Here is a 17,319-nt window from a genome sequence, read left to right on the forward strand (position 1 = left end):
ATTACATATGGCGTTAGAAGGCAACTTTCTTACCATTTACAATGTTCACGCCCTTTTGCAACGTAGTGCGACGACGGCCTTGCAGGTCGTAGATAACGGCATTCTTCAAGTCCACTTCCACTCCCTGAATACCACTATGAATACCATAGAATCCTTGCCAATAGTTTGCAGCCTTATAAGCAGCTTCTGCTCCAGCAGGAACAGTAAGCGTACAAGTTGCTTGATCCACAGAGGTGAAAGGATTACCCGTAGTGGCAGCAGGTTTCGCTGTCTTTGATGTCAGAGCTCTCAGCGAAGCAGTACCGAGAGATGAAGTACCGAGCGTCTGCAAAGAGTCGGACAAAACAATTTGAGAAACAGCAGCATTCTCGAAAGCATAATCGCCAATACGTGTCACACCTGCAGGCACTGTGAAGCTCCCCGTGAGAGCTGCTGGATAGTAAATGAGAACAGGCTCGTTGTAGTCGTGCTTCTGTGAAGTAGTCACAACAATATCGCTGATACGGCAACTACCCGTAGCAGTCAGCGTCACCTTTCGTGTTTGTCCTTCCCATGTCTTATCTGTAAGCGTAGCAACATCCGAAGTAGCATTCCACAAAGTAGCAGTCACAGCAATTTTTGTGATACGCGTATTGTCGGGCACTTCAAAGGAGAGCGTTGCATCTTTCGACATACGCAACTCGGCTGGATTCGTACCTTTCTTATACATATAGGTTACCGTACCGCCATTGGTATGTTTCATCGTCACTGGACCTGAAATGAGGTCTTGTGTCAACTCGCCATTAGCAGCTTTCAGCGGACTATCGGTAGTGTCGAGTCCCCATGTGTTGCTAGCAAAGTCAAAGTCGTTATTCGCAACAATAGGCTGCGATGCCGTCTCTGGCGAATAGATAATTTCGCTATTCGTATAGAGCACACCATTCATACCGTAGAACTTAGTGTTGGCGGCATCCACTGTTATCGTTTGCAATTTCAAGCTATTGCGGAAAGCATCTGTGGCGATTTTTTTCACTGTAGAAGGAATCGAAACAGAAACGAGATCGGCGCAGTTAGCAAAAGCTCCAGAGGCAATTCCCACTACCGTGTACTGATGTGCACCTTCAACATAAGCAGTTGGAATACTAACAGCTCCAGCATAAGAACCATTATCCTTTGCCACAACTTCTACTTGTGATTTGGTCACAAAACGATATTTCAAACTTCCATCTGTCACTTCATCGCCCACAACATGCCCCACATAGTCGGCATCGAGATAGTTGAAATTAACCGAACCATCATTTTGTATGGCTATCTTATAGATAGGTTTACCCAAATCATCGCCATTCAGGAGTCTGAAGGAAGGATTGGTATTTTTGCTAATTTCGGTCTTCGTACCCGAACGTCCGGGGAAGAGTTCAGCAGCCGTACCACCCATTTTAGTAATAACGGCGGAGAGATAGGTACAACGCAGTCTATCAGCTTCATTATTAAGCTGATTGTAGTACCAAGATTGCTTATCATAGGCTACGTGCTGAACAAACATTCCACTACCAAAAGAAGCAGGATACCATGTACCGGGTTCGCGCTGTTCAAGAATGAAATACTCCTTATTATCAGCATCATTGCGAATGAGTGCAGCATTAGAACCTTCTGTAGACCCCACTTTGTAGAGGGTGATATTATCAGCTTCAGTGAGTTCGGGAATTTTCTCCCAGCCCAGGTAGCTACGTTCATAAGCCGTAAAGCCTATTGGTGCGCGGGCAGAACCAGAGGGAAGATAGCATCCCTGACACATAATGGACCACTTACCCATCGTCACATCCCTATGTCCATAGTTGGTCACATAGAAGTCGGGCAAACCGAGTGCATGGCCAAATTCATGGCAGAACACACCCATACCCATCAATACATCACTGTTATTACTACCATACAGCTCATTTCCCACAAAGTAGGAATTAAAATGTACACCACTCATAGAAGTGTTGATGTCCATCTCCTGTGGCCAAAGCGTATCTTCACCACCGCCAGTGGCTTCGCCTCCGCCTGCATAGAGAATACTCACGAGGGGCACTGCACCATCCACTGTATAGTTTCTAAAGTTAACCCCTTCTCTCACAGCAGCAGCAACTGCATCGCGCACACATTGTGTTGTGCCGCCCTTGTTGGTATTACTACCATAGGTGGCATAACCAGAATTGAGCGTCACCTTTGCTACAATCTTAAACGTGGGGCGGAACATACCGTTGGACTGGCTGATGAAATAGTCGCGGGCAGAACCTTTACAACCCTCCTCATCGCTATAACCTTGTTCGTTGAAAAAGCGATTCATCTTTTCAATCGTCGTGGTAGACTTGAATTTCAAGTCGGAAAATTCCACCATAATAACCGGAATCGTCACATCGCCAATACTATTGACCGATCCCATACCACTCTTACCGTATTCGCCTAAACCATCTGAGGTAGAACTATAGATAACATGATTGGGAGCACGGTGCTCTTCTGGATTTTGGCGACGGATGATGCGCATAGCATCTTCTTCCGTCAGACGATTCTGAAGTAAGAAAGCCTTTTCGGCAATCGAACGTACCGACTCATTATGAGCCAAGACGTTGGAAGGCAACAGACCGCTTTCGCCCACAACGGCATAACACAAATCTTTATTCGCATTACGCACCAAGACTGCACCATCGGGGGTGGTAAAGAAGTCGGTCATGCGAGAGCCGTGACGATAAACGGCAACAATCGAACCGTCACTTTGTGTGATATACTCCAGCTGGTACAAAGGCTGAACAGCCCAAGCACCAACAGTGAGCGTCAACAAAAGGACGAACAATGTCAATACTCTTTTCATATCAAATTTTAAATTTATACTTATCTATTATAGAGGACTAAAATACAAAGATATAATATCTTCCTGACTTTTTATTCATTTTTCCCCTATCACACGAAAAATTTATTGTGATTTAACACCTCAAAAAATACAATTCCAACTTTCTTCTAAAAGTCCACAAATCCAATCACTGATATGCGTGAGCTGACGGCCACCCTATCACACAATTCAGCCACCGCAAACGCAGCAGAACAGAGCAGAGCAACTAACGCCTCCGGCGGAGACGCACCATGCTTAACCGCGGGTGATGCCCAAATGATAGTGAGGGTGAACTCGCGGACAGACAACAGCACAAATTTCCGACGCCAGCTGTGTCGCACTGAAAGCGTGGAGAAAGTATTCTCCATCTCTCCTCCTAAGAAAAAACTCGATTTTTGTTGTCACGTTGTCACAGCGATGATAACCAATTAATAAACAAAGAGTTAAGTGTGTGACAACAAAAATATTTGTTGTCACACTGTTGTCACATGTCGTCACGCATATAACAAGCATGTTTTCAAAGAGTTACACCCAAAGTGTGACAACGTGACAACGTGACAACAAAAAATAAGATGCAGGGAGAGGTGAGAGCATACACACATTTCGCTTTGTGCATTGCAGCTGCAACTACAATAAGCGCGTCAGCTGATACAATAAGGAAACCAACTGACAAGCTTATTGTATTCCGCAACGCAATAAGCATGGTAATGTCCGAAAAAGTGTACAGCTAAATATATGGAGATATAAAAAGGGCGGCTACCGCGCGGTAGCTGCCCTTTGAAGAGGGATTATAGATATTTACTTTCTAATCGTTTTACTTCGCAAACAACTGAACGTTGCGTTGTAGTGTTCCGTTGAAGCCGAAAGGCTTACTACTGCGGAGCTTGAGGTTAAACTTCGCTACTTGAGCGGGAGCTGCCGAACCTGTAATCTGAAGTGTTTCTTTGAAGACTCCAAAGTCGCCAACACCAGGAATAGAATAGAAGCAATAGAAAGTGAACACATTATTTGCGAATGAACTTTGAGTTTTTGACTCACCCAAAGCATAAGCATCAAGTGCATAAACAGGACCTAAAGTACGACCGTTTTGTTTGTGCGTATAGCCCGTAGCGTTACCTTTCTTAGCATCGAAAGATAGTGTGTTGTCGTTTGCCCAATTAAAGACGAAGCCTGTAGTAGAATTCATAATAAACGGCGTGAAGAGATAGTTTCCTGTACCCTTATCGCCCTTATAGATGACTACATCTGATGATTCTCCGAAAAGTTTTGAAGTAAACTTACCTGTATAAGCTGGCGTAAAGTTTTCAGGTTCAGAAGTGCTTGCCATGGGGTCTACAACAAAAGTTGCGCCGTCTAAAGTAGCTACTAACTGATAGTTGTCGTTATAGGCAAATTCAGCCTTCTTCTGCGTGATTTTACCCGTCACTGTAGCAGCATTGTTAGCAAATGTATAAGCCACTTCTTCCACATCGTTGTCGTTGAAAACAGCAACGCCAGTACCATTACCTTGTGCATCAGCAGGCTTGAGCTCTGCCGTGAAGTACTTGGTAGAGTCGGAAGAATAGCCCTCCCACATACCAGCGATACTTGTTGGCTTAGCTTCTACACGCGCTGCTTGCAGATGGAATTGTGTAGTACCATCACTCGTAACCATTTGGAAGATCAGGTTATTAGAGCTGTGAAGAATTGCAAGGTTAGCCGCTGCAGTCAGCTTCTTTGTTCCGTTTTCTCCATCGCCGAAGTAGCAAGAAGGAGCAGAAGCCTGAAGCATACCCGTAGAGTCGGAATACTGCACATCGTGAGAAACCATAAGTATCTTTACTTCGCCACTATCAGGAGCTGTTGGGCGAGCTGTACGGATCACATAGAAGAGATCCTTACCTGCTACATCCTTTGTCAAGATACCTGTATAATCGTAGTTACCTGGTGAGTTGGAGACAGATTTCCACACACCGTAGGGAAGACTCTTCTGATACTTCTGAACACCTTCATCGAAGCGGTCATCGTTCAGACAGGAAGTGAGTCCCAATCCGACCAATAGCATTAAAGCTAATGTTTTGATATACTGTTTCATTGTTGTATCGTTTTTATTGATTTTCGCTGATTACTTCCAGTTCTTCTGGAGATTAGGATTAGCCAGCAAGTCGTTGTACGGAATTTCCCAAACAAAGCGCTGATCAGAGTTTTCTACTGTCAACTCGATATTACGTTCTTTGTTTGCCTGCATGATAAGGTCGCCATTCTGCATAGCTTGTCCCTTACGAGTGAAACCTTCGCCCCAACGCTTCAGGCCATCCAGACGCTGACCTTCACCAATAAACTCACGGAACCATTCGTCCTTGATCAACTTGAAGAGAGCATCACCTGTATAAGCTGTGGCAACAAGACCACGAGCTTCACGAAGCGTGTTGAGATAGTTTTGAGCATCGCTCGTGTTACCCAAACGGTAAGACGCTTCTGCAGCAATCAAAAACTGCTCTGCAATACGGAAGGGCTTATCAATGTTAAGATAAGTGTGTTCTTTATCAGCGCCGGTCTTAGTCAATGCATCATTTCCTGGGAACTTATTGAGCAGGTAGATGTCATTAACAACGGTATTGATTTGCTTTACAGTACCTTTCTCGAAGAAAGCTTTACGACGGATATCGGAAGCTTCGTAAGCATCAATAGTGCTCTGACTCAAAAGGAAAAAAGGAGAGTACGCATTGTCCGAAGAACTCCAACTGTGGTAGATGCCATAGTTGGAAGCACCATCTTCAGGAGTAGCTGCTGGAACAAAGATAAACTCTTTACCTTCATCGCTCTCAAACTCAGAGAAGAGCCCTTCTGGTGTTGTTTCCAAACCGAAATGGGAATCGTCGATGAGCGACTTAGCCATCGCAACAGCATTTGCATAATCTTCTCGGTAGAGATCAACGCGTGCTTCGAGCGCATTCAGCATTTGAGTAGATACCAACTCACGAGAAGCAGGATTGGTATTCTGAATGTACTGACGGGCTGAAGCCAAGTCGGACTTAATGAACTCAAAAGTGGCTTTGAGACTTGCGCGAGCCGGACGAGCGTTGACATCAACAGTCGTGATGAGCGGCAGGCCCAACTGAGTGTCGGCCGTGGCGGGATCATAGTCGGCGCAATAGCGAATGGCCAACTGTGAATAAGCAAATGCACGCAAGAAGTAAGCCTCTGCCTTGTACTGTGCCATAGTCAGAGAATCGGACGTAGCAACAGGTATTTTATCGCAGTTGTTCAAGAAGTTATTGGCTTGGTTGATAGCAACAAACATCGTGTTCCACATACCGCCCATATCTCTTGAAGTGAACGACCAGTCGTAAGTTGTACCACCATTGTTGAGGTAGCCCTTACCTGGCTGATAGTAATCAGCTTGAAGATCAGAAGTGTACCATCCCACACCACAGATACCACGGATATAGGAATGAATACCGATATTGAAGTTGGTAGCATCGCTAAACTTTACCCAAGACTGTTCGTTAGGGATTGACGTGGTAGGATATTGATCAAACTCGCAAGCTGTGAATACTGGCGCAACCAGAACAGCCAACATTGCGGCTTTAAATATGCTCTTTTTCATAATTGTCAATGCTTTTAATGTTAGAATGTAACCTCTACGCCGAGAGAGAACTCACGCGTATTGGGATATGCACCTTGAGCAACGTTTGCATCGGTTTCAGGATCTGCACCCTTCCACTTCGTGATGGTGAGCAGGTTGCGTGCAGCAGCCGTTAGGCGGACATTGCGGATAAAGTTCGTTGCTTCCATCCAATACTTCGGTAAATCGTAAGAGAGAGAGAGATTCTTCAGACGGCAGAAAGAAGCATTGTGGAGGAGAGAGGTATCAAACTGATTGGTATAACCAAACTTCGGCACATTGGTGATATCGCCAGGCTGTGTCCACTGTTTGAGCAATGCACGGTCAAGGTTCATACCAGAAGAGGGCATATTGCCACCACCCATAGCGAAGAACTCGATATTATCTTGCATATACTTACCAAGAACGTATGCAAAGTCTGCATTCAGCGTGAAGCCCTTCCATGTTGCAGTAAGACCAAAACCACCCGTAACAGGTGCCCAATACTTCTTACCTGTATCTTGACTGAGATTTGACTGATCAAAATCCTTCGTCATAGTGTTTGAATCAAACTCGTGAGCATTGCCGTCGCCAGAGTAGCCTTTCTTATACCACATGATGTTACCATCTTTCTTGTCAACACCAGCACGAATAGGCATATAGTAGTTAACAGACTTACCTACGAAGTAGCGAATACCAGTATCTTCTTGTCCCCATTCTTGCAAGCCGTAGAAGAGTTTTGTCACCTTATTGGCATTGTAAGAGAAGTTACCGTAAACGTTCATATTCAGACCGTTCCAGTTCTTAACAGCGTCTACATTGAACTGCATTTCGATACCTTGGTTCACCATAGTACCCACGTTCATCGTCTGTGAAGAGAAACCTGTGGTGTAAGGAAGAGGTACACTCATCAACATGTCCTTAGTGGTGCGATGGTAGTAGTCCAATTCGAGATTCACGCGATCGAAGAGACGAGTAGAGAAACCAACGTTGGCTTGGATTTGTGTTTCCCAACCGAGTTGTTCGTTAGCAGGAGAACTCAACACCCAACCAGAATGTCCATTGTAGCGCGTAGTTCCGGTCTTTCCAAGACTTGAATAGTTACCGATACCAGAAGAGTTACCCGTAGAACCTACGCTGGCTTTGAACTTCAGATCGTTGAGCCAAGCAACGCCCTTCAAGAAGTCTTCCGCCTTCATGTCCCACATCAAACCACCTGAAGCAAAGGTTGCAGAACGGTTGTTCTTACCGAAGCGAGAACTGCGGTCGTTACGAACCGTAACATTAGCAAAGTATTTATCGTTCAAGTTATAGTCTACACGACCGAAGAAAGAAAGATATTCATACTTTGTATGACCATAGAGATTGGGAAGTTCGGCTTTCGTACCAGAACCCACTTCCATCAAGCGAGGATCGCTATGACCACGAGTATAGCTATTGAAAGCACTGCTTGTACCCTTGATACCTTCTTGACCAAGGAGGAATGTCAGATGATGATCTTCTTTGACATTAAACTTATATTCCGCAGTATTCGTGATAGTAAAGTTGGCGAAACGGTCGAAAAATTCATTAGCCTGACCACCATCCTTTGTTTTCAACCAAGGAGCATTGGGGAGCAACTTAGTAGTCTGTCGCGTATCAGCAGCATCCACACCGAGCTGTGAGCGCAGTGTCAGACCGCGCAACGGGGTGAGCTGAACGAAGGCAGTACCCGTGATACGAGCTTCATTGATAAGACGAGGACGATACTTATTATACGCTTCTGAACTATTAGCACCTAATTCCGTAAAATATTCCTTCTTTTTGCCATTTTCATCATACGGATTCCAATAAGGCGGCAGAAGAATAGAACCCAGCACTGGATTTTCCCAGATATAGAGAGAGCCCTGAGCGGCATTAGAGTCAACATTACGCTCGTCGTAGTTCAAACCCACATTCATACCATAACGGAACCAATCGAGAGCTTGTGACTCGATGTTCGTACGTACGGTGTAGCGCTTAAACTTAGAGGTCGGTGTCAGACCCTCTTTCTTCATGAAAGAAGCAGAAGTATAATAAACAGTCTTTTCACCACCACCCTGCACACTGAACGTTGTATTATAAATAGGTGCAGAATCTCTATAGTAATACTTCAACCAATCGGTGTTATAGCCTTGTTTCTTATATTTTGCATAATCAGCACCAGAAATAATAGCGTTTTTGAGCTGATACTCGAGCAACTCAGCAGAGTTCATCGGGTTACCCTGACGACGTGCCAACTGGCTCCAACCAATGCTCTGACCCACCTTAACAACGGCGCGTTCGTTGGCGTGACCTTTCTTAGTAGTTACATAGATAACACCATTGGCTGCACGAGAACCATAGATAGATGTTGCAGAAGCATCACGAAGCACCGTGTAGCTAGCGATATCGTTTTGGTTCATCATATAGAAAACATCTGCAGCAACAGGAGAACCATCAATCACGAACAAAGGCTCATTGCCTCCATTCAGAGAACCGTTACCACGCACGGTAGTACTCATACCAGTAACAGAACCAGCATCACCCGTGCTGCTGAGAATCTGAACACCAGCAACCTTACCTTGCAAAGCATCAAGAGCAGTGGTCACAGGTTTATTTTCGATCTTATCGGAGCCTACTTTCGTTACAGAACCAACAACCGTACCTAACTTCTTAGCAGTACCATAACCTACGACAACAGCTTCCTCAAGCATTTGCTTGTCCTTGAGAACAATTTTCATATTGCCAGCAACGCTCACGCTTTGCTTTTCCATACCAACGTAAGAAACCTCAAGCTGTTTTGCAGAAGAAGGAACACTGGACAGCGTAAAATTACCATTGGCGTCGGTTTGCGTCCAAATCTTAGTTCCTTGAACTCGAACAGTTGCTCCGGCTACGGGTTCTCCGTGTGCGTCCGCAACATGACCAGTCACGCGCTTCTGCGCAGTCATGGAACCTGCCGTAAGCAAGCACGCAGACAAAAGCACTAACTTCTTGTTCATAATATAACCATTAAATTAAACAATAATATACGATTTTGTTAATGTATTAGTATCTTAAGATAAAGAATTGAAGCAAGGAAGCCAGGTGTTTACTTTCTCCCTACTACGTTTCATTTTCCAAAAATACACTCACTTAGAATATTCATCTATCACCCCGGTGCAACACACGCCTAAAACAGAGTGGAAGCAAAGTCGAAGTAAAAGTGACTTTTTGCAAATGTACACCTTTTTCGTTAACTTCCAAATAAAAATTAGTTTTTTGAGCATTTTTTTAACACTGCCCCCTTTTTTCCTTTATTTCCGACTTTTCAAACAACCTACATTGAAAGGTTCACTTGGCATTTCCAAAGTTAGAAAATTTTTATTCTCTACTTTCTATCTCTCCCACAAAGTACCCTTTTGATAGTTTTATACTACCTTTTAACAGATCTTTCAGCTTAAAAGCTTTACAAATGCATAGTTTTCAGTTTTGCATTTATTCTACTTTCGTCAAAAAAACTTAGACTTAACTCTATCTTTAGCAAGAACAATAAGGAGAATTTTCTAACAATAAAAAAATACAAAAACAGAAGCAAAAAAGACTATTCTATAACACAATTCATGCAGTAAAAGTGGCTGCTGTGCGACACCGCCGGTGTCGGAGGGTAAAGAGAACCCGTGGATAGGAGGCAACACATATACCGACGCAGGAAGCGCCGCACTGAAACCGTCAAGGAAGTATTTATTCCTTTCTCTCCTCCCTACAAAAACTCTTTTTTTGTTGTCACGTTGTCACAGCGGAGAAAACGCGCTGATAAATAATGAGTTATATGCGTGACAACAAAAAAAATTTGTTGTCACACCGTTGTCACCTGTCGTCACGCACGTAACAGATACGTTTTCAGCGAGTTGTACTCAAAGTGTGACAACGTGACGACGTGACAACAAAAAATAAGATATAGGGAGCGGCGAGAGTTTCGCATATATTCAGCGTTTCGCATTGCAGCTGCAAATACAATAAGGGTGTGAGCTGACAGAATAAGGATGTCGGCTAACAGGCCTATTGTATCTGAAAACGCAATAAGGATATTAGCGGACAACTATAATGATTATTGAGAATACAAGAAGGAAAAACGCAATTCTCTCCTGAATATCCAGCAATGGTTTAATGATAGAAAGAAATAAAAAACCTTCAACCGTGAATGGCTGAAGGCAATTAAGGAGTCATAATGTTGTCTGCTTTAACTTAAAGATGTAGTGTTTTCTTATTTCCTTCTATATAAAGGCCTTTTTGAGGATGCTGAACGCGACGCCCTGCGAGGTCGTAAACAGTCTTGCGCTCAGGAGTTGCCACAGAGGGAGTAAGGATGACTGTAGTATTGTTGTCGACTTGCTCGATAACCCACGCTGCGCCTTGTGGGCGGATGGGTTGCGGCTTATTCTCCAAAACCGAACCTGCACCAATGATACCTGGCAAGGCAGTGGAGGCTTGCGGGACGGGATAAAAATTGTGGCCGCTCATGCTGATTTGATAATCCTGCGTAGCGGGGTTGAAAGCGAACGTAACACCAGCACGCCCTGAAGCCATACGCACAGCATAGCCTATCTTACCGAGATTTGTGGCAGAAGCTGAGAGCAACCAACGCCCAGTGGTGACATTCTGCAAGCGAACCGTTTGACTATGGTCGGCATTGATCGTAGACGAAACGATCTGCCATTTGGTGCCTACGGTATCAGTCGGAAGAAAGGAGTAGCGCAGGTAAGCATCCGTGTTGAGGTCGGCCAAGGCCAATCCGCTAAAAGCCTCAACATTATTGTGTATTCTGTATTGCTGTCCCTCTTCCAGATAACCGAAAGAAGCCCACAAAGCATTGACAGCATCGGAGAGACGCTTGCTGAGAGCCGTCACATCGGTGTTTCCACGCGCCAGTTCGCTCTCCACTTCAGCAATGCCGGCAGCCAGCGCAGCCTTAGCGGCTGCACTGAACTTTCCGGTTTCTTTCTTTGCTGCATAAGTCTGCACTTTGTTGAGCAGACTGGAAGCATCGGAGAGGGCATCCGTCAGAGCTTCCATACCCTGAACAGCATCCACTGCCACAAATTTCCACAGACCACCATTGCCCGAAGCGGCATCCGTCCAAAGATTAACAGCAAAACCTTGTCCCAGCATACTGGCATTGAGATACCATCCGCCCACTTTGTCAGAACTAATGGTGTAGTAATAGCTATTGCCATCTTTGCCGTAGCCTGCTTTGCCCAGTTCGAAGCAATAGTGTTTTGCATTGGTGTCGTAGTCCCAACGCCCCGCGTTGCTCTGCTGCGTTGGGGTCTGTTTCAAACTGCCTTTGGGAAAAGCCTTACAAACCAAGGCGTATTTGCCAGGAGCTGTAGGGCTTTGCTCGAAAGCCCAAAGCTGGTAGTCGTAGTTGGCATCGCCTTTTGCTGCTGTTGGGGCTGTCCAAAGACGATTTGCCTGCGCACCTTTTGCTGCATAGGTTGAGATGAGCGAAGAACCAGCGCGAAGGAGTTCGATGCTGCGCCCCTTGCGAGAAGCATCCGTGGCGCGTGTCTGCAACTGGTAGTAGTGGCGCACTGTATCGTTCGACACGCGCGGCAGCACCATATCAGTGGCAGAACTCGTAGTGAGATCGCGGCGGCAGTAGGTGAATCCTGCTAAATTCAAATAAGTTGTATCAGCCTGGATGCGACGCACAAAATTATTGTAGTTCTTTGCGCTCGGCTCTGTCCAACCGGCTTCGGCAATCGCCAGCAAGCGCGGCAGAGCGAGATATTCGAGATAGTCGTTCGTACCAACGTGTTCCGTCCAGAAAGAACCTTGAATACCGGTGTAATATTTGCGTTGAGCGGTAGTAAGGCTATTGGGAGCAGCTTCTGCATTGTAGGTAGCTGCCAGATTGTCGGAACCATCACCTGCAGCACTGGGTTCATCTGGCGCTTTGCTCTGCTTACGATTGATATAATAAGGCCCGTAGAAAGTCACGATATTGTTGAGTCTCATATTGGCAGCCTGAATGGCAGAAGCCGCAGCGGGATGCCAGCACATAACAGTGACATCGGCAGCTTTGATGCTATCGAGTTCAGAATCTTTGGCTGTGATGGCTTCATTCCACACCGCCGTTTTATGTCCGTGCTGCTTGATGAAATCTGCCATCTCCTTGATGAAACGACTCTGCAACCAACGATAGCTCTTGAGGCCCTCACGCTGATACAAAGCCTGACACTCGACGTTCTGCTCCCAAGCGTTGGTGGGGCATTCGTCGCCACCAATAGAAACCATCTCGAAGGGGAAGAGTTCCATCACTTCTTTCATAACGTCCTTGGCGAACTGAACGGCTTTGGGATTGGCCACATTGAGAATGTCCGTATAAACACCACCTTGGAGAGGAATCTTGTGTTCTCCATCAGGCCAGCAGCTAAATTCGGGATAGGCCGCCAATGCCGAAACAATATGACCAGGCATATCGACTTCCGGAAGGATTTCTATATGGCGCGCTTTGGCATAAGCCACCACCTCGCGCACTTGTTCCTGCGTGTAGAAGAAAGGCCCATCCTGCTTATTAGTCCAATAAGGGCCATGCTTCAAATCGGTGAGATAGGAGTTTTCGCGCGTAGCACCAATGGTGGTGAGTTTGGGATATTTCTTGATTTCCAAACGCCAACCTTGGTCGTCGGTGATGTGCCAGTGGAAGCGATTGAGCTTGTAGTCGGCCATCACGTTGAGTATTTTCTTAATCTCATCAACGTCGAAGAAATGACGAGAAACATCGAGCATAAAACCGCGATAGCCAAAGCGAGGACTATCCGTGATGCTGACAACGGGGAGCGGCAGAGCGGTCAGATTGGCATCGGCTACACCTGCACGAACCGAAGCGGGCATAAGTTTCTTCAACGTGGTCAGGCCATAGAAGAAACCTGCGGTAGTATTACTCTGAAGTTTCACCCCGCTGGTTGTGATGTCGAGCTTGTAGCCTTCGGGATCGAGTGTGCCCGCATAGCGCGACAGCACAATTTGCGCGCCAGAGGTTTTGGTAGTGGTCTTCACCTTCAGCCCCGACTTGCCGTTGAGGAATTCAACAAAATTAGTAGCTTCGGCTTTGATGCTATCGGGCAAACCTGCCACGCAAATGCGGAAATTGGTAGGGACCGACAGTGTCCCAGTGCCCACTGTCATCTGCTTAGGCTTCGGCGTCAGGTTGACAAAATTTTCTGCACCTGCGCCAAAGGGGCACAATAGCATCAGTGCGAAAAACAACAATAGAATACGTTTCATGAAAAATATAGTTTAGGTATTATTTCCCCACAAAGTTAAATCTTTCCTCAAACCATACAAAGCAAAGTGACACGAAACGCCTACAGATAAAAAGAAAAGGGAACTTCCGTGGATAGAATCCTACAGGAAATTCCCTTTATAGAGATGCTCAAAAGAGCAAAAGTTCAATGATTAGCCTTCAATGAGATCCTTACCTGTCATCTCTGCGGGCTGCTCGAGACCCATGATATGGAGAATGCTCGGAGCCACATCGGCCAAAACGCCATTGGTGACTTTGGCATTCTGATTCTTCGTGACATAAATGAAAGGTACGGGATTGAGAGAGTGTGCCGTGTTCGGAGTGCCGTCATCATTGATGGCGTGATCCGCATTACCGTGGTCGGCAATGATAATAGTCTCGTAGTCGGTGGCGTTGGCAGCTTCCACCACTTCTTTCACGCAAGCATCAACAGCCTTAACGGCTTTCTCAATAGCTTCATAAACACCAGTATGTCCCACCATGTCGCCATTGGCGAAGTTTACCACGATGAAGTCGTACTTGTTTTCTTTGATCGCAGCAACGAGTTTATCTTTCACTTCGTAGGCGCTCATCTCTGGTTTGAGGTCGTAAGTGGCCACTTTGGGGGAGGGAACGAGGATGCGGTCTTCACCATCGAACGGCGTTTCGCGTCCACCGTTGAAGAAGAACGTCACATGAGCATACTTCTCAGTCTCTGCCGTATGGAGCTGCTTGAGTCCTTTTGCACTGAGGTATTCGCCGAGCGTATTGGTCACGTTCTCTTTGGGGAAGATAATATGCACGTTCTTGAAACTTGCATCGTAGGGAGTCATACAATAGAACTGCAAACCAGGAATCGTCTTCATTCCTGCCTCAGGAATATCCTCTTGTGTGAGAACCTGCGTGAGTTCCTTTGCACGGTCGTTGCGATAGTTGAAGAAAATAACAACATCACCTTCTTTTATACGGCCGTCGACATTGGCATTAACGAGCGGCTCCATGAACTCATCGGTGTCTTTGAAATCTTCAGTGTCGCGAGCGTAGCAATCCTCAACGGCTTTCACCATATCGGTTTCCTTACGCCCCTCTCCATTGACGAGCTGATCGTAAGCCACCTTTACACGATCCCAACGCTTGTCGCGATCCATCGCATAGAAACGGCCGATGATGCTAGCCACGTGTGCACCATTTTTCTCACACTCCTTCGTGAGCGCATCAATATATGTCACACCGCTCTTTGGGTCGGTATCACGACCATCCATGAAGCAGTGAACGTAAGTCTTATCAGCAACGCCATATTCTTTTGAAATCTCAACAAGTTTGAAGAGATGATCGAGAGAAGAGTGAACACCGCCGGTGGATGTCAGACCCATGATGTGGAGACCGCAACCTTTCTCCTTCGCGTAAGAGTAGGCACGAACGATTTCAGCATTCTGCATGATGGAGTTGTCGGCAATGGCGCGGTTGATCTTCACGAGATCTTGGAACACAATACGTCCAGCACCGATATTGAGGTGCCCCACCTCACTGTTGCCCATCTGACCATCGGGCAAACCTACATTCTCGCCACTGGCGAGCAATTCGCTGTGAGGATAGTGGGCATTCAAACTGTCGAGAAACGGCGTCGGGGTTTGGAAAATAACATCGCCTTTGTCGTGGTGACCAATGCCCCAGCCGTCGAGAATCATCAAAAGAGCTTTTTTTGCCATAATGATATCTTATATTTTTAAGTTGTTGTTTTCTGAACGGCAAAAGTACTTCATTCTGAATGGACTACCAATTAAATAATCTGGAAAGTTGCAGCTCACAACGTTTTTAATCCTCGTTAAGCAGATTTGACAAGGCGTGTTTACAACCGTGCCAAGCAGTAGCAAGCCAAGCGAGCGCTACAACATAATAGAGCGGGTGGGCACACACGGGAACCAACAGGGCAAAAACCGCCAACTGAACATTGAGAAGGTGGAGCATTTGCTTCACACTGATATCTTCTCCGAGTGCCCAACTATAGAGAGCTACTAAAAACTCCAAACTTCTAACAACGAGTGACTTTTCTAAATTTGTTTGTGAGGCGTTCAAAGCCATTTCCTTTTTGCTCATAACGAATACTGTGTTATTGTTTTCTGCTGCAAAGGAACAACTAAATCGTGACAGCCTGTGACACTCCAAAATTTAGAATGTTAAAAGTTAGAAGTTTTTTTTGAAGAAGAGATCGGAGTTGGATTTCGCCCCTCTTATCGGCAAGATTTCATCCTCCCTTCCATCTACTCCTTATATATATAAAGGAATCAATAAGACAAGACTGATGGTTCACCTCTTCTTGAGAGCAATTTTTTCAGCCAGTTCAGCCACGCGCGCCTCTAGGTATTTTTTGAATTCGGGAGTTCGATAGATTTCTATGTCGTCATAGAGTCCCAAAACGAAACGAGCGATACCTTTATAACTACACACCTGCGTATCGAGCAAATAACGCCCATCGTCTTGAAGTGTCATTTGTTGTTCGGAATAAGGAAACTCTTCGCGCAACAAACTTGCGGACAAAGCGCCAAGAAGTAGACGCACACGCTTGCGATTCTCTCCGCTGAAATGAAAGAGGTCTGTATAGAAGGGCGTGTGCTCACGCTTATGTGACCATTTGAGATCGAGGAGTTCAACGCTTTTGGCCCTACTGATTTTGAAAGTTTTGTTCTGCCTCGTCTGCACTTCAAAGCACCTCACCTCACTATTGCCCGAAAGAAAGATATAAGGTTCCACCAGGCGATCGTCCGTGCGGCCGCTGTGGTGTGAGATGTATCCGCGCAACAAGCAGAGGCGTTCTTCGCGTGCTGCCTGATAGAGCGTTTGGAGATTGCGCGCAATGTGGGCGTCAATACCGTGATTGGCCAAAATGTCAAAATCGTAGAGAGCGGCCAACTTATCGCGCAAATGGCGCACCTGGGGCGAATTATTGTAGACCGAATTGAGCACTTGATTGATAGTGACAGCCTCATCGGTGGTGAAATGTATCAAACTGGAGATTTCGAGGAAGAAAGGAGAGGAAGGACCGAGCCGATAGTGCGTACCGTTCTTTTCCACCTCAAAACCCATATCCTTAAAAGCCTCCAGGTAACGATAAATAGTGCGACGACTCATTCCCGTCTGTTCGCTCAAATCATCCACACTTAGCTCTGTGTTTCGAGCCAAAAGAACCATCAAGCGTAATTGCCTATCAAACTTTTCTTGCTTCATTTCAAACTACTACAATTAGTTACGCCTGCGAAATTAACTCTTTTTTTGTTTCACCGAAAAATATCTCTACTCACATCACTGAAAGCCCCACGGAGTGCTCGATAGCGGATTTAGCAAAAGTTTCATTTTAACACTATTTCGCCCCTTACAAAGGATGTGTAGAGCAATTAAATAAGCAAAAGTGTTGGTTTTATAACAAAAAGATGTACCTTTGCACCCGTGAAACCTCACGAGGTACTGATGACACCTTCTTCACTAAGGTTGAAATTTCAACCGAAGATTCTGGTGCAAAGCAGCGCAAGAGCATGGTAAGACTCTTCACTTGCAGCTTGAAAAGAGCTAAGTCAGTCCATAGGTCGAAGAAGGAACACCACGAGCGTAATCATCCAT

8 protein-coding genes are annotated in these 17,319 nt (G+C 45.7%); all 8 read right to left on the reverse strand.

Annotated features, from left to right (window positions below):
* Positions 1-13 precede the first annotated feature (13 nt).
* The gene (locus tag FHS60_RS08315) at positions 14-2,830 is read right to left on the reverse strand and encodes a M6 family metalloprotease domain-containing protein (RefSeq protein WP_183697564.1); all 2,817 of its coding nucleotides are present in this window, start codon (positions 2,828-2,830) and stop codon (positions 14-16) included.
* An 832-nt stretch (positions 2,831-3,662) separates the two neighbouring features.
* Positions 3,663-4,922, reverse strand: coding sequence for a hypothetical protein (locus tag FHS60_RS08320; RefSeq protein WP_183697567.1), 1,260 nt, complete (start codon positions 4,920-4,922; stop codon positions 3,663-3,665).
* Positions 4,923-4,952: 30 nt separating this feature from the next.
* Positions 4,953-6,437, reverse strand: a complete 1,485-nt coding sequence (locus FHS60_RS08325; RefSeq protein ID WP_183697570.1) for a RagB/SusD family nutrient uptake outer membrane protein — start codon at positions 6,435-6,437, stop codon at positions 4,953-4,955.
* A 20-nt stretch (positions 6,438-6,457) separates the two neighbouring features.
* Positions 6,458-9,436, reverse strand: coding sequence for a SusC/RagA family TonB-linked outer membrane protein (locus FHS60_RS08330; RefSeq protein WP_183697573.1), 2,979 nt, complete (start codon positions 9,434-9,436; stop codon positions 6,458-6,460).
* A 1,225-nt stretch (positions 9,437-10,661) separates the two neighbouring features.
* Positions 10,662-13,706, reverse strand: a complete 3,045-nt coding sequence (locus FHS60_RS08335; protein ID WP_183697575.1) for a beta-N-acetylhexosaminidase — start codon at positions 13,704-13,706, stop codon at positions 10,662-10,664.
* Positions 13,707-13,877: 171 nt separating this feature from the next.
* Entirely contained in the window at positions 13,878-15,413 is a 1,536-nt protein-coding gene (gpmI, locus tag FHS60_RS08340; RefSeq protein ID WP_183697579.1) for a 2,3-bisphosphoglycerate-independent phosphoglycerate mutase, read from the reverse strand.
* A gap of 106 nt (positions 15,414-15,519) precedes the next feature.
* Entirely contained in the window at positions 15,520-15,801 is a 282-nt protein-coding gene (locus FHS60_RS08345) for a hypothetical protein (RefSeq protein ID WP_183697581.1), read from the reverse strand.
* 210 nt (positions 15,802-16,011) lie between these two features.
* Positions 16,012-16,929 (reverse strand): helix-turn-helix transcriptional regulator, encoded by a 918-nt coding sequence (locus FHS60_RS08350; protein ID WP_183697584.1) that lies wholly within the window; start codon positions 16,927-16,929, stop codon positions 16,012-16,014.
* Positions 16,930-17,319: the final 390 nt, after the last annotated feature.

The organism is Alloprevotella rava (assembly GCF_014195585.1).
In the GTDB taxonomy this organism is placed as follows: Bacteria; Bacteroidota; Bacteroidia; order Bacteroidales; family Bacteroidaceae; genus Alloprevotella; species Alloprevotella rava.